11 protein-coding genes are annotated in these 14,525 nt (G+C 61.5%); 5 read left to right on the top strand and 6 right to left on the bottom strand.

Annotated features, from left to right (window positions below):
• Positions 1–60: 60 nt before the first annotated feature.
• The 3 genes from J3P82_RS16560 to J3P82_RS16570 all read right to left on the bottom strand — a co-directional run bounded on the left by J3P82_RS16560 (position 61) and on the right by J3P82_RS16570 (position 3,310).
• A complete protein-coding gene (locus J3P82_RS16560; RefSeq protein WP_434557815.1) occupies positions 61–1,305 on the bottom strand; it encodes a lipoprotein-releasing ABC transporter permease subunit in 1,245 nt (414 codons plus the stop codon).
• Positions 1,306–1,368: 63 nt separating this feature from the next.
• A complete protein-coding gene (gene lolD / locus J3P82_RS16565; protein ID WP_162843734.1) occupies positions 1,369–2,052 on the bottom strand; it encodes a lipoprotein-releasing ABC transporter ATP-binding protein LolD in 684 nt (227 codons plus the stop codon).
• Between the two features lie 7 nt (positions 2,053–2,059).
• Positions 2,060–3,310 (bottom strand): lipoprotein-releasing ABC transporter permease subunit, encoded by a 1,251-nt coding sequence (locus tag J3P82_RS16570; RefSeq protein WP_434557816.1) that lies wholly within the window; start codon positions 3,308–3,310, stop codon positions 2,060–2,062.
• Positions 3,311–3,404: 94 nt separating this feature from the next.
• Between J3P82_RS16570 and J3P82_RS16575 the strand changes: the two genes are divergently transcribed.
• Positions 3,405–4,001, top strand: a complete 597-nt coding sequence (locus J3P82_RS16575; RefSeq protein ID WP_434557817.1) for a PilZ domain-containing protein — start codon at positions 3,405–3,407, stop codon at positions 3,999–4,001.
• Positions 3,998–4,720: a glycerophosphodiester phosphodiesterase gene (locus tag J3P82_RS16580; RefSeq protein ID WP_434557818.1), complete on the top strand. Its 723-nt coding sequence runs from the start codon at positions 3,998–4,000 to the stop codon at positions 4,718–4,720. The genes J3P82_RS16575 and J3P82_RS16580 overlap by 4 nt, the downstream gene beginning before the upstream one ends.
• A 42-nt stretch (positions 4,721–4,762) precedes the next feature.
• Here J3P82_RS16580 and sthA read toward each other — a convergent pair whose 3' ends face one another.
• Positions 4,763–6,157: a Si-specific NAD(P)(+) transhydrogenase gene (gene sthA / locus J3P82_RS16585; RefSeq protein ID WP_186609814.1), complete on the bottom strand. Its 1,395-nt coding sequence runs from the start codon at positions 6,155–6,157 to the stop codon at positions 4,763–4,765.
• A 224-nt stretch (positions 6,158–6,381) separates the two neighbouring features.
• On the bottom strand, positions 6,382–7,368 hold the full coding sequence (locus J3P82_RS16590) for an FAD:protein FMN transferase (protein WP_434563857.1): 987 nt from the start codon (positions 7,366–7,368) through the stop codon (positions 6,382–6,384).
• Positions 7,369–7,499: 131 nt separating this feature from the next.
• Between J3P82_RS16590 and J3P82_RS16595 the strand changes: the two genes are divergently transcribed.
• The gene (locus J3P82_RS16595) at positions 7,500–8,801 is read left to right on the top strand and encodes an MFS transporter (protein ID WP_434557819.1); all 1,302 of its coding nucleotides are present in this window, start codon (positions 7,500–7,502) and stop codon (positions 8,799–8,801) included.
• A gap of 58 nt (positions 8,802–8,859) precedes the next feature.
• Here the strand turns inward: J3P82_RS16595 and J3P82_RS16600 are convergent, their stop codons facing one another.
• Positions 8,860–10,323, bottom strand: coding sequence for a glyceraldehyde-3-phosphate dehydrogenase (locus J3P82_RS16600; RefSeq protein WP_434557820.1), 1,464 nt, complete (start codon positions 10,321–10,323; stop codon positions 8,860–8,862).
• Positions 10,324–10,492: 169 nt separating this feature from the next.
• On the opposite strand from J3P82_RS16600, the gene mfd reads away from it, so the two are divergent.
• Together mfd and J3P82_RS16610 are read left to right on the top strand one after the other, a co-directional pair.
• Entirely contained in the window at positions 10,493–13,942 is a 3,450-nt protein-coding gene (gene mfd, locus J3P82_RS16605) for a transcription-repair coupling factor (protein ID WP_434557821.1), read from the top strand.
• A 10-nt stretch (positions 13,943–13,952) separates the two neighbouring features.
• On the top strand, positions 13,953–14,519 hold the full coding sequence (locus tag J3P82_RS16610; RefSeq protein ID WP_434557822.1) for a CsiV family protein: 567 nt from the start codon (positions 13,953–13,955) through the stop codon (positions 14,517–14,519).
• Positions 14,520–14,525 lie beyond the last annotated feature (6 nt).

Raw genomic sequence — 14,525 nt, forward strand, 5'->3', positions numbered from 1 at the left:
GGGGCTGCTGCGCAGCCCAGCGGGAGCAAGCTCCCTCGCCACGGGGGGCTTCACGGGCTATCAGGAATACCGCAACGCCTGCGCCGGTTCGATCTTCGCTGCGCGCCACGCCGGGTACACGGTGGCAAGAAAGCTCAGGATGAACCCCGCCGAGCAGATCAACACCACGTCGCCACGCTGAAGTTCCGACGGCAAATTGCTGACGAAGTACACATCAGAACTGAAGATGTGTTGGCCGCTGACCCTTTCCAGCCAGCCCACCAGCGCGCTGACATTCAACGCCGCAATCACCCCCAGCACGCCACCGATGAGCGTACCGACGACGCCAATCACTGTGCCCTGGACCATGAAGATCGCCATGATCTGCCGCGGTGTGGCGCCAATCGTGCGCAGGATGGCGATGTCCGCGCCTTTATCGTTCACCACCATGATCAAGGTGGCGATGATGTTGAACGCCGCCACCGCGACGATCATCAACAACAGCAGGCCGATCATGGTCTTTTCCATTTTCATGGCGCTGAACAGGCTGCCCTGGGTGTGGGTCCAGTCGTCGGCCTTGTAGGCCGCGCCAAGGCCGGTGGCGATATCACCGGAGACTTTCGGGGCCGCGTACAAATCCTTCACCGCCAGGCGCACACTCTGCACCTGGTTCGGCTGCCAGTGCTGCATCTGTGCGGCGTCGGCAAGGTGGATCAGCGCCATCGAGCCGTCCAGCTCTGCACCAACCTTGAACACACCCACCACGTTCAACCGCTGCATCCGTGGCGTGATGCCGCCCGGCGCGGTGCTGACTTCCGGCACGATCAAGGTCAGCTTGTCGCCGACGTTGAGGCGGAAACGCCGGGCAGTGATTTCGCCGATGACAACGCCAAACTCGCCCGGCTTCAGGGCATCGAGACGCCCCTGGACGATGTGCTGGGCGACGATCGAGACCTGGCCCTCCTGGGCCGGGTCAACGCCGCTGATCTGGATCGGCTGCATCGAGCCTTTGTGGCTCAACATCCCTTCCATCTCGGTGAACGGCACGGCGGCCGTCACTTCAGGATTTTTCAACGCCGCGGCGGCCACCGGCTGCCAATCGTCGATCGGATTGACGCCGACGATGGTGGCGTGAGGCACCATGCCGAGGATGCGCGAGCTCATTTCGCGCTGGAAGCCGTTCATCACCGACAGCACGACGATCATCGCCAGCACGCCCAAGGCGAGGCCGATCATCGAGGTCATGGAGATGAACGAAACGAAGCGATTGCGGCGCTTGGCGCGGGTATAGCGCGTGCCGATAAAGATCGATAACGGTCTGAACATTCGCGGGGCACCGTATGAAAATAAAAGACCCGACACTTGCAGCAAGTACCGGGTTCTGGCCAGTCAGATGGGCGTCAAGCAACCTTCCTGCAAGTGCAGGACGCGGTCCATCTGCCGGGCCAGGTTCATGTCGTGAGTCACCACAAGAAACGCCGTACGCATCGAGGTGCTGAGCTCCAGCATCAAATCCTGGATGCCTTGTGCGGTGTGGGAATCGAGGTTGCCGGTGGGCTCGTCGAGCATCACCAGCCCCGGCTTGTTGACCAAGGCGCGGGCAATCGCCACACGCTGGCGCTCACCACCGGACAGCTCGGCCGGCTTGTGCTCCAGGCGATGGCCCAGCCCTACCCGCTCCAGCAACGCCGTGGCGCGCTGCCGGGCTTCGGGAATCGCCGTGCGGCCGATCAACAGCGGCATGCAGACGTTTTCCAGGGCGGTGAACTCGGGCAGCAGATGGTGGAACTGGTAGACGAAACCCAGCGACCGGTTGCGCAGCAGGCCCCGGGCCTTCTCGTTCAGCGCCGACAGTTCTTCACCGGCCAGCCAGACACTGCCGGCAGTCGGCGTATCCAGGCCACCGAGCAGGTTCAGCAAAGTACTTTTGCCCGATCCGGAGGTGCCGACAATCGCCACGCGCTCGCCAGGATGCAGTTCCAGTTGCAGGCCCGACAACACCACCACCGACTCCGGGCCTTCCTCGTAGGATTTGCCCAGGTTGCGGCAGCTCAAGATAGCTTTTTCACTCATGCCCGACTCACTCATAACGTAACGCCTCTGCCGGCTGGGTGCGCGCGGCACGCCAGGCTGGGTACAGGGTGGCGAGGAAACTCAGGATCAACGCGGCGCCGCAGACCATCAACACGTCATCGGACTGCAACTGCGATGGCAGGTAATCGATGAAATACACGTCGGCGTTGAGAAACTTGTGCCCGAGCAGCCCTTCAAGGGCGGCAATCGCGGCGCTGACATTCAATGCGGCGAACATCCCGACCAAGGCCCCCACGAACGTACCGATCACGCCGATGACCGTGCCCTGGACCATGAAGATGCGCATGATCTGCCCCGGCGTGGCGCCGAGGGTGCGCAGTATGGCGATGTCGCCTTTCTTGTCGTTCACCACCATCACCAGCGTCGAGATGATGTTGAAGGCCGCCACGGCCACGATCAGCAACAGCAGCAGGCCGATCATGGCCTTCTCCATGCGGATCGCCTGGTACAGGTTGCCGTGGGTGCGGGTCCAGTCACGGGCGTAGTAACGGTCTTCGCCGAGCTGCTGGGCAATGCTCCAGGCAACGCGCGGCGCCTGGAACAGGTCGTCGAACTTCAGCCGCAGGCCCTGCACTTGATCCGGCTTCCAGCGATGCAGGCGGGCCAGATCCTGGAGATTGGTCACGCCCAGGTAGCCGTCCAGCTCGCCGGCGCCGACATGGAAAATGCCGACCACGGTAAAGCGCTTCATGCGCGGGAACATCCCGCCCGGCGTCACGGTGACCTCCGGAGCGACAAACGTCAGCTTGTCGCCGATGGCCACGCCGAGCTTGGCCGCAGCCTTGTCGCCGATCACGATGCCGAAGCTGCCCGGCGCCAAGTCGTCGAGTTTGCCCTGTTTCATGAAGTTGTCGATGATCGACACCTTCCGCTCGAGCCCGGGGTCGATGCCGTTGAGCAAGACTTTGGAGACTTTGCCGTCGTTGGTCAGCAGCCCCTGCATCTGGGTGAAGGGCGCAACGGCCAGCACCTGAGGGTTCTGCTTGACCTTGGCGGCCAGGCTTGGCCAGTCGCTGATGGCTTCCCCGGTTTCGAGGGTCGCGTGGGGCACCATGCCCAGCACGCGGGTGCGCATTTCATGATCGAAGCCGTTCATCACCGACAGCACGACGATCATCACGACCACGCCCAAGGCGAGTCCGATGATGGAAGTCAGGGAAATGAACGATACAAAATGATTGCGACGCTTTGCACGGGTATAACGCGTGCCGATAAATACGAAGAGAGGTCTGAACATGTCGGGGCTTGTTCGGAGGGAAAAGGAACGTCCTTGTGGCGGGGGTCACAAACCAGCTTTACACTCAGACCACCGCCGCTACCATGGGTTCGCCATGTCGACATTAGATGAAGAAGATCGCCGCGAATACTACCGTATCGAGGACACGATCGCACTGGAAATTCGGCCCTTGTCCATTCCTGAAGCTGCCAGCCAGGAAGTGTTGCAGGATGAGTCCCCACTGTTCAATCTGCTCAGCGAACTGCACCTGAGCGAATTCGAGTCACAACACCTGTTGCGCCAGATCAGCGAGCGCGAACGCAGCATCGCGGCCTATCTCAAGGCCATGAACAAGCGCATCGATTTGCTCAGCCAGGTCATCGCCGTGACGGTACTCGGCGAAATCGGCGAGCCCCAGCCGGTGATCATCTCCGAAGGCGGCATCGACTTCCAATACCCCACCCCCATCGCCGTCGGCGCCCACCTTTCGATCAAATTGGTGCTGATGCCCCAGGCGTTGGGGTTGTTGCTCCGTGCGCGCGTCACCCATTGCGACCCCAAGGGCGGTGGCTATGACGTAGGCACCGAGTTTGAACACCCGACTGACGCCCAGCGGCAATTGCTGGCCCGCTATATCCTGCAAAAACAGGCTCAGGAACGACGCCTGGCCCGAGAACTGAACGAATCTGGCATCGATAAGGAAGAACCGTGACCCTCATTTATGGCCACCGCGGCGCCAAGGGCGAAGCACCGGAAAACACCCTCATCGGTTTCCAGGAATGTCTCAAGCACGGCGTGCGCCGTTGCGAGCTGGACCTGCACTTGTCAATGGACGGCGAATTGATGGTGATCCACGATCCGACCCTCAAGCGCACCACGGACCGTCGGGGCAAGGTCGTTGAGCACACCGCTGCCGAACTGGTGACCTACGACGCGCGCAAGGGTGGACCGGGTTGGATCAAGCCTTGCCCGATCCCGCGCCTGGAAGAACTGTTCGAACAGTGTGATTTCGAGCACTGGCAACTGGAGGTGAAAAGCGCATCACGCACCCGGGCTGCCGCCACCGTGCTGGGGATCCGCGAGATGGCCCAGCGTTTCGGACTGCTGGACAAGATCACCATTACGTCCAGTTCCAGGGAAGTCCTCAAGGCCGCCCTGGACCTGACGCCAGACGTTTCCCGTGGACTGGTGGCCGAATACGCCTGGCTCGACCCGTTGAAGGTCGCCCAAAGCTATGGCTGCGAGATTCTCGCGTTGAACTGGACCCTGTGCACGCCGGAACGCCTGGTCAAGGCGCAGCGCCAGGGGCTGCATGTGTCGGTGTGGACCGTCAACGAGCCCGCGCTGATGCGCAGGCTCGCCGACTTTGGCGCTGACAGCCTGATTACAGACTTTCCCGGTTTGGCCACTGCCACCCTTGAGAATTGCTGAAATCGGTCTCCCCGGCCGGCTCAGGCCACCGGCCGGAGCCGCTCAAAAAAGCCGGTTGAGCCCGTCGTAGGCGGCTACCCGATAGGCTTCGGCCATGGTCGGGTAGTTGAACGTGGTGTTGACGAAGTACTTCAGCGTGTTCAGTTCGCCCGGCTGGTTCATGATCGCCTGGCCGATGTGCACGATCTCCGATGCCTGGTAGCCGAAGCAGTGCACGCCGAGCACTTCCAGGGTCTCGCGGTGGAACAGGATCTTCAGCATGCCTTGCGGCTCGCCGGCGATCTGCGCCCGCGCCATGCTCTTGAAGAACGCCTTGCCCACTTCGTATGGCACCTTGGCCTGGGTCAGCTCCTGCTCGTTCTTGCCGATCGAGCTGATCTCCGGGATGGTGTAGATGCCGGTCGGCACATCGTTGACGAAGCGCCAGCTGCCGTTGTCGACAATGCTGCCGGCAGCCGAACGGCCCTGGTCGTGGGCGGCGCTGGCCAGGCTTGGCCAACCGATCACGTCGCCGGCGCCATAAATGTTCGGCACGCAGGTACGATAGTTCTCGTCGACTTCGATCTGGCCGCGGCTGTTGACCTTCACGCCGATATTTTCGAGGCCCAGTGTATCGGTGTTACCGGTACGGCCGTTGCACCAGAGCAAGGCGTCGGCCTTGATCTTCTTGCCCGACTTGAGGTGCAGAATCACGCCGTTGTCGCAACCTTCGACGCGCTCGTAGTCTTCGTTGTGGCGCACGGTGATGTTGTTGTTGCTGAAGTGATAGCTCAGGGCCTGGGAGATTTCCGAGTCGAGGAAGCTCAGCAACTGGCCGCGGTTGTCCACCAGCTCCACCAGCACACCCAGGCCGCTGAAGATCGAGGCGTATTCGCAACCGATCACGCCGGCGCCGTAGACGATCAGCTTACGCGGGGTGTGCCCCAGGCTCAGGATGGTGTCGCTATCGTAGATACGCGCGTGGTTGAAATCGATGTCGGCCGGGCGATACGGACGCGATCCCGTGGCGATGATGATGTGCTTGGCCACCAGTTTCTCGACCACGCCATTGCCGCAGACCACTTCGACCGTCTGCTCGTCGGCAAAGCTGCCGGTGCCGAAGAACACGTCGACCCGATTGCGGGCGTAGTAGCCGGTACGCGAGGCCACTTGCTTGGAGATCACCTTCTCGGCGCTCTTGAGCACGTCCGGGAAGGAGAACCAGCGCGGCTCGCCGATGGCCCGGAACATCGGGTTGGTGTTGAATTGCATGATCTGCCGGACCGAGTGACGCAAGGCCTTGGACGGGATGGTGCCCAAGTGGGTGCAGTTGCCGCCGACCTGCCGACGGCTGTCGACCATCGCCACCTTGCGCCCTGCCTTGGCGGCGTTCATGGCCGCACCCTCTCCCGCCGGGCCGGAACCCAATACCACCACGTCGTAGTTGTAGACAGCCATGCGTACTCCTCAGAACAGGCCGCGGCGCCACATTTGGCTCCGACGGCTAAATCATGCCGGCCGGCGGCATGAAGGAACAATTTTCGGACCGGTTCACGCCACCGGCCACAGTCTATTAGAAGCGTCAACGCCGCGCACATTACCCCTTGGTCGCGTCGTAGGCTAGGGGGCGCTCCCCTTTACCTGCGCTATTTCGCCACAGGTAACCTTTCAGGGCGCTGTCATCATTGGGTTTTTCCGCTGGCCATCCGTTCAAACGCATCGTTTGTGCGAACGACGAAACGGTCATTGCCCCGCAAGACGAAAAATACCCCGATGCCATGCTCCTGGGCATAGTCCCAACCCTGTTCAGGACCGAGAATCAGCAACAACGTCGACAGTCCATCGGCCATCATCGCCGAAGGATGAATCACCGTGACGGACGCCAGGCTGTGTAGGACCGGCGCACCGGTGCGTGCATCAAAGGTGTGGGAATATCGCCTGCCGCCCCGCTCGAAATATCTACGGTAGTCGCCCGAGGTCGAAACGCCATAACCCTTGAGCTCAATGACCCGCTCCGCCACTCGTTTGTCGTCCCGGGGTTCTTCCAGGGCGATACGCCAAGCGGAATCATCCGGCTTGCGCCCGACGGCCTTGAGTTCTCCAGTGACCTCGGCCAGATAACTGTCGATGCCCAATGCCTTCAGCCGGGCGGCGATGCGGTCGACGGCATAGCCCGCCGCGATGCTGTTGAAGTCGACCTCGACCGCGGCGTCTTTGCACAACCGCTCGCCGTCGATGTGCAAATGCCGATAGCCGACACGTTGCCGTACCTGGGCCAAAGCGTCGGCACTGGGCACCTCTTCGGTACGGGACTGAGGGCCAAACCCCCATAGATTCAGCAAAGGTTCCACGGTCAGGTCGAAAGCGCCATCGCTTTGCGAAGACAGCTGCTCACCGACCCGGATCAATTCGAGAACCGGACCTGGCATGACCGCACAACTGTCGGCTGGCAGCGCGTTGAAACGCTCGATGTCCGAGTCACCGCGATAGGTGGAAAATTGCCGATCGACCTCGGCAAGGATGTTTTCCACCTCGCCGCGCACCTCTTTCAGACCGGGTGTGGCGACATGCCTGACGTACTGGATCGAATAGCGACTACCCATGGTCGGGCCATCGAAGCGTTCAAGGGTGTCGCCGTTGCCGCAACCGGACAACACGCCGGCCAGCATCACAAGCCCAATCCATCGTCCAGTTAACAAATCTTCATCTCCCCTCAAAACCACGCCGGCCATTATGGGCTACAGCGCTCCCGCAGCGAGCAATGCTTCCCTACAAGATTGGCCAGAGTGAGTACCTACACATGCCTTCCCAAACGAGCAACGGCAAGGCGATTTTTCGCGTTGTCAGCGGCAACTTCCTGGAGATGTTCGATTTCATGGTCTATGGCTTCTACGCCACGGCCATCGCCAAGACATTCTTCCCCACCGACAGTGCCTTTGCCTCGCTGATGCTGTCCTTGGCGACATTCGGCGCTGGGTTCCTGATGCGTCCCTTGGGGGCGATTTTTCTCGGCGCCTACATCGACCGCCACGGCCGCCGCAAAGGCCTGATCATCACCCTCGCGATGATGGCCGCCGGCACCGTGCTGATTGCCTGTGTGCCGGGTTACGCCACCCTCGGCGTGGCAGCGCCGTTGCTGGTGCTGCTGGGGCGGTTGTTGCAAGGCTTCTCCGCTGGCGTCGAATTGGGTGGTGTTTCGGTGTACCTGGCGGAGATTTCCACGCCGGGGAGCAAGGGCTTTTTTGTCAGTTGGCAATCCGCCAGCCAACAGGCCGCCGTCGTGTTTGCCGGCTTGCTGGGAGTCGCTCTGAATCATTGGCTCAGCCCCGTGGAAATGGGTGAATGGGGCTGGCGCGTGCCGTTCCTGATCGGTTGCCTGATCGTGCCGGTCATCTTCGTGATTCGCCGTTCGCTGGAAGAAACGCCTGAATTCCAGGCAAGAAAACACCGTCCTACCCTGTCGGAAATCGTCCGCTCCGTCGGCCAGAATTTCGGCATCGTCCTGGCGGGCATGGCGCTGGTGGTGATGACCACTGTGTCGTTCTACCTGATCACTGCCTACACACCAACATTTGGCAAGGCCGAGCTGAACCTGTCAGACCTGGATGCCCTGCTGGTCACGGTGTGTATCGGCTTATCGAATTTTTTCTGGCTGCCAGTCATGGGCGCGTTTTCCGACAAGATCGGGCGCAAACCCTTGCTGCTGGGTGCGACCATTCTCGCAATCTTGACTGCATACCCCGCGCTGTCCTGGCTGGTGGCGAACCCCAGTTTCAGCCATTTGCTGATCGTCGAGTTGTGGTTGTCGTTCCTGTATGGATCGTACAACGGAGCGATGGTGGTCGCCTTGACGGAGATCATGCCCGTCGAAGTGCGCACCACTGGTTTTTCCCTGGCCTACAGCCTGGCGACGGCGACGTTCGGTGGGTTTACCCCGGCGGCCTGTACTTATCTGATCCATGTGCTGAATAACAAGGCCGCGCCGGGGATCTGGCTCAGTGGCGCGGCGGTATTGGGTTTGGTTGCGACGCTGGTGCTCTTCAAGGGCAACCGGCACGAACTGCGAACGGCGCAGGCCTCAGTGGTCAGCGGTGCCCGATAAATTCCAGGCGAAAAAAAACGCCCTGACAAGTCGGGGCGTTTTCACAAGCGGTTAAGGCTTAGCGCGGGAACGCAGGCGGATTCACATCAGCCATGTCTTCCATTACGCGAACCACCTGGCAGCTGTAGCCGAACTCGTTGTCGTACCAGACGTACAGAACAACGCGGTTGTCCTGGACGATGGTCGCTTCGGCGTCGACAACACCGGCGTGGCGCGAGCCGACGAAGTCGGTGGAAACGACTTCCTGCGAGTTGACGTAGTCGATTTGCTTGTGCAGATCGGAATGCAGCGCCATGTAGCGCAGGTACTCGTTCATTTCCTCACGGGTGGCGGCTTTCTCAAGGTTCAGGTTGAGAATGGCCATCGACACGTTCGGGGTCGGCACACGGATCGCGTTACCGGTCAGCTTGCCGGCCAGCTCAGGCAGGGCCTTGGCGGCAGCGGTGGCAGCACCGGTCTCGGTGATGACCATGTTCAGCGCGGCGCTGCGACCACGGCGATCACCTTTGTGGAAGTTGTCGATCAGGTTTTGGTCGTTGGTGTACGAGTGAACCGTTTCAACGTGACCGTTAATGATGCCGAACTTGTCGTTCACAGCCTTGAGCACCGGCACGATGGCGTTGGTGGTGCAGGAAGCGGCGGACACGATCTTGTCGTCAGGGGTGATTTCGTTGTGGTTGATGCCGTGAACGATGTTCTTCAGCTTGCCCTTGCCAGGCGCAGTCAGAACAACACGGTCGATACCCGGGCAGGCCAGATGCTGGCCGAGGCCGTCGGCGTCACGCCATACACCGGTGTTGTCCACCAGCAGGGCGTCCTTGATGCCGTACTGGGTGTAATCCACCTCGGCCGGGTTCTTCGCGTAGATCACCTGGATCAGGTTACCGTTGGCGGTGATGGTGTTGTTTTCTTCATCGATGGTAATAGTGCCGTTGAACGAACCATGGACCGAATCGCGACGCAGCAGGCTGGCGCGCTTGGTCAGGTCATTCTCGGCGCCCTTGCGCACGACGATGGCCCGCAGGCGCAGGCCGTCGCCACCACCGGTTTTTTCGATCAGGATGCGCGCCAGCAGGCGGCCGATACGACCGAAACCGTACAGCACGACGTCGGTGCCTTTGCGGGCCGAAGCGTTTTGCTGACCGACCACATCAGCCATTTCTTCACGAACGAATTGCTCGGCGCTACGGCCATTGCCTTCGTTGCGGAATTTGAAAGCCAACTTGCCCAGGTCTACCGACGCCGCGCCGAGCTTGAGCTCGCTCATGGCCTTGAGCAGGGGGAAAGTTTCGTGGACGGAGAGTTCGCTGTCGTCGGAAGAACGGTGGCGAGCAAAGCGGTGGGCCTTGAGGATCGCGATGACAGACTGGTTGATCAGGCTGCGGCCATAGATCGAGCTCACCACGTTGTTATTGCGGTAGAGCTGACCGATGAGAGGGATCATCGCTTCGGCGAGGGCTTCACGATCAATCCATTCACCAAGACACTGGTCGGGCTTCTGAGTCACGGTAACCTTCCACATGTAGGGGCTGAAAAAAGGGGCTACATTATGACGCCGAGTCCTCTGCGGAGCAATGCGCGCCCGTCGCGCCGTGGTTTTAGGTGCTGCAAGAGTAGTCCGCGACTGACAGCCGGGCACTTCCCCCGCTACAATTGTCGACTTTGTCGCAACGCTTGGAGCTCAACCTTCCGTGCCCGTTCTGCGTCTTCCGCTTCTCCCTGCCGCGGCAGGTAAACAGCACTGGGGCAACCTGCCCGGTGCCGCCCTGAGCCTGGCCATTGCCGAGGCTGCCAGCGCTGCAAAGCGCTTCACCCTGTTATTGACCGCTGACAGCCAGAGCGCCGAGCGGCTCGAACAGGAGCTGGCTTTCTTCGCCCCGGATTTGCCCGTGCTGCATTTCCCGGACTGGGAAACCCTGCCCTACGATCTGTTCTCGCCCCACCAGGACATCATTTCCCAGCGTATCGCCAGCCTTTATCGGCTGCCGGAACTCAGTCATGGCGTTTTGGTAGTGCCCATCACCACGGCCCTACATCGCCTGGCACCAACCCAATTCCTGCTCGGCAGCAGCCTGGTGCTGGACATCGGTCAGAAGCTCGACGTCGAGCAAATGCGCACCCGGCTCGAGGCCAGCGGCTACCGCTACGTCGATACGGTGTACGAGCACGGTGAGTTCACGGTGCGCGGCGCCTTGATCGATCTGTTCCCGATGGGCAGCAAATTGCCGTATCGCATCGACCTGTTCGACGACGAGATCGAGACGCTGCGTACCTTCGACCCGGAAAACCAGCGTTCCATCGACAAGGTCCAGTCGATCCGCCTGCTGCCGGCCAAGGAATTCCCGTTGCAAAAAGACGCCGTGACCCGTTTCAAGGCACGGTTTCGCGAGCGCTTCGATGTGGATTTCCGCCGCTGCCCGATCTTCCAGGACCTGAGTAGCGGCATCACACCTGCGGGTATCGAGTATTACCTGCCGCTGTTTTTCGAAGAGACGTCCACCCTGTTCGACTACCTGCCCCAGGACACCCAAGTGTTTTCCCTGCCAGGCATCGAGCAGGCGGCGGAAAACTTCTGGAACGACGTGCGCAACCGCTACGAGGAACGCCGCGTCGATCCGGCCCGGCCTTTGTTGCCGCCGGCCGAGTTGTTCCTGCCGGTGGAAGACTGCTTCGCCCGGCTCAAGAGCTGGCCACGCGTGGTGGCGAGCCAGCAGGACGTGGAAGTGGGTGCCGGTCGCGAACGCTTCCCGGCCAAGCCACTGCCGGATCTGGCGATCGAAGCCAAGGCCACGCAACCTTTGGCGGCCCTGGCCGGTTTTCTTGACGAGTTCCCCGGCCGCGTGCTGTTCACCGCTGAGTCCGCGGGACGGCGCGAAGTATTGCTGGAGCTGCTCGAACGCCTGAAACTGCGGCCGAAGACCGTCGACAGCTGGCCGGACTTTGTCGCCGGCAAGGATCGCCTGGCGATCACCATCGCCCCGCTGAACGACGGACTGGTTCTCGAGGATCCGGCCCTGGCATTGGTCGCCGAAAGCCCGCTGTTCGGCCAGCGCGTAATGCAGCGCCGCCGCCGTGAAAAACGCGCCGACGCCGCCAACGACGCGGTCATCAAGAACCTCACGGAACTGCGCGAAGGCGCGCCGGTAGTGCACATCGACCATGGCGTAGGCCGCTACCTGGGCCTGGCAACGCTGGAAATCGATAACCAGGCCGCCGAGTTCCTCACCCTGGAATACGCCGAGGGCGCCAAACTCTACGTGCCGGTGGCGAACCTGCACCTGATCGCCCGCTACACCGGCAGCGACGACGCCCTGGCGCCGCTGCACCGCCTGGGTTCGGAAACCTGGCAGAAAGCCAAGCGCAAGGCCGCCGAACAGGTGCGCGATGTCGCCGCCGAATTGCTCGATATCTATGCCCGCCGGGCCGCGCGGGAGGGTCATGCGTTTGCCGACCCGAAAGCCGACTACGAAACGTTCAGCGCGGGTTTCCCGTTCGAAGAAACCGTCGACCAGCAGACCACCATCGAAGCCGTGCGCGCCGACATGCTCGCGTCCAAGCCGATGGACCGGCTGGTGTGCGGCGACGTCGGTTTCGGCAAGACCGAAGTGGCGATGCGCGCCGCCTTCATTGCCGTGCACGGAGGCAAACAGGTCGCGATCCTGGTACCGACCACCCTGCTCGCCCAGCAGCATTACAACAGTTTCCGCGACCGTTTCGCCGACTGGCCGGTGACCGTGGAAGTGATGAGCCGTTTCAAATCCACCAAGCAAGTGAACGCCGCCATTGCCGACTTGGCCGAGGGCAAGATCGACATCGTCATCGGTACGCACAAGCTGCTGCAGGATGACGTGAAGATCAAGAATCTCGGGCTGGTGATCATCGACGAGGAGCACCGCTTCGGTGTACGCCAGAAAGAACAGCTCAAGGCGCTGCGCAGCGAAGTCGACATCCTGACCCTCACCGCCACGCCAATCCCGCGCACGCTGAACATGGCGGTATCGGGCATGCGCGATCTGTCGATCATCGCCACGCCGCCGGCCCGTCGCCTGTCGGTGCGTACGTTCGTCATGGAGCAGAACAAGAGCACGGTCAAGGAAGCCTTGCTGCGTGAGCTGCTGCGCGGCGGCCAGGTCTACTACCTGCACAACGACGTGAAGACCATCGACAAATGCGCCGCCGACCTGGCCGAGCTGGTGCCGGAAGCCCGAATCGGCATCGGCCACGGGCAGATGCGCGAACGCGAACTCGAACAGGTGATGAGCGACTTCTATCACAAGCGCTTCAACGTGCTGATCGCCTCGACCATCATCGAGACCGGCATCGACGTGCCAAGCGCCAACACCATCATCATTGAGCGCGCCGACAAGTTCGGCCTGGCCCAGCTGCACCAGTTGCGCGGCCGGGTTGGGCGCAGTCACCACCAGGCCTATGCCTACCTGCTGACGCCGCCCCGCCAGCAGATCACCCCGGACGCGGAAAAGCGCCTGGAAGCCATTGCCAATACCCAGGACCTCGGTGCCGGTTTCGTGCTGGCCACCAACGACCTGGAAATTCGTGGCGCTGGCGAATTGCTCGGCGATGGTCAGAGCGGCCAGATCCAGGCCGTCGGCTTCACGCTGTACATGGAAATGCTCGAACGCGCAGTCAAGTCGATTCGCAAGGGCGAGCAGCCGAACCTCGACCAGCCCCTGGGCGGCGGGCCGGAGATCAACCTGCGGGTGCCGGCGCTGATCCCGGAAGATTACCTGCCGGACGTCCATGCCCGATTGATCCTGTACAAGCGCATCGCCTCGGCCACCGACGAAGAAGGCCTCAAGGACCTGCAAGTGGAGATGATCGACCGCTTCGGCCTGCTTCCGGAGCCGACCAAGAACCTGGTCCGCACCACGCTGCTCAAGCTCAAGGCCGAGCAACTGGGCATCAAGAAAGTCGACGGTGGCCCCAACGGTGGCCGTATCGAATTCGAAGCCCAGACGCCGGTCGATCCGCTGGTGCTGATCAAGCTGATCCAGGGCCAGCCCAAACGCTACAAGTTCGAAGGCGCCACGATGTTCAAGTTCATGGTGCCCATGGAACGCCCGGAAGAGCGTTTCAATACCGTTGAAGCGCTGTTCGAGCGCCTCACTCCGACCACTGCTTGAAGGACGCCCAATGCGCCTGTTTCGCTCCTTGACGTTGTTGATGACCCTGATCGCTCCCCTGGCGTTTGCCGACGACCTGTACCAGGTTGAAATGATCCTGGTCCGCCAGAATGCTGAACCGGCGATTATCAGCCGCGCCGCGCCGGAAGACTGGGACGCCGGCGCGCAACGCCTTGGCGCGGACAGCCAGCGCACGCCGGCACTGGGCAACATCGTCGAGAAACTCAACGCCAGCGGCCAATACACCGTGCTGGTGCACAAGGCCTGGCAGCAGAACCTGGGCGAACAAGGGCGCAAAATCGCCGTCAGCGACGGCGCCGAACAGTTCGGTCAGTTTCCCATCGAGGGCACCCTCGAACTGAAGCTCGGTCGCTTCACCGACGTCGACGCGGACTTCTGGGTCAATCAAATCGACGCCAACGGCTTAGTCACCGCCAGCGAGCGGCTCAAGCAGCAGAGCCATACCAAGAATGGCCAACTGAACTTCCTCGATAACGGCCATCTAGGCTTGCTGATCAAGATCACCTCGCTGACCGCGCCTGCGCCACGGCAGGCTCCCGACGTGATTCCGGACTGATCGGCG

This window comes from Pseudomonas sp. Z4-20 (assembly GCF_051131955.1).
Classification (GTDB): Bacteria; Pseudomonadota; Gammaproteobacteria; order Pseudomonadales; family Pseudomonadaceae; genus Aquipseudomonas; species Aquipseudomonas marvdashtae.

Excerpts from the sequence above, each read along its gene's own strand:
- J3P82_RS16560 (WP_434557815.1), bottom strand. The coding sequence starts at position 1,305 with ATGTTCAGACCGTTATCGATCTTTATCGGCACGCGCTATACCCGCGCC.
- lolD (WP_162843734.1), bottom strand. The coding sequence starts at position 2,052 with ATGAGTGAAAAAGCTATCTTGAGCTGCCGCAACCTGGGCAAATCCTAC.
- J3P82_RS16570 (WP_434557816.1), bottom strand. The coding sequence starts at position 3,310 with ATGTTCAGACCTCTCTTCGTATTTATCGGCACGCGTTATACCCGTGCA.
- J3P82_RS16575 (WP_434557817.1), top strand. The coding sequence starts at position 3,405 with ATGTCGACATTAGATGAAGAAGATCGCCGCGAATACTACCGTATCGAG.
- sthA (WP_186609814.1), bottom strand. The coding sequence starts at position 6,157 with ATGGCTGTCTACAACTACGACGTGGTGGTATTGGGTTCCGGCCCGGCG.
- J3P82_RS16590 (WP_434563857.1), bottom strand. The coding sequence starts at position 7,368 with ATGCTGGCCGGCGTGTTGTCCGGTTGCGGCAACGGCGACACCCTTGAA.
- J3P82_RS16595 (WP_434557819.1), top strand. The coding sequence starts at position 7,500 with ATGCCTTCCCAAACGAGCAACGGCAAGGCGATTTTTCGCGTTGTCAGC.
- J3P82_RS16600 (WP_434557820.1), bottom strand. The coding sequence starts at position 10,323 with ATGTGGAAGGTTACCGTGACTCAGAAGCCCGACCAGTGTCTTGGTGAA.
- J3P82_RS16610 (WP_434557822.1), top strand. The coding sequence starts at position 13,953 with ATGCGCCTGTTTCGCTCCTTGACGTTGTTGATGACCCTGATCGCTCCC.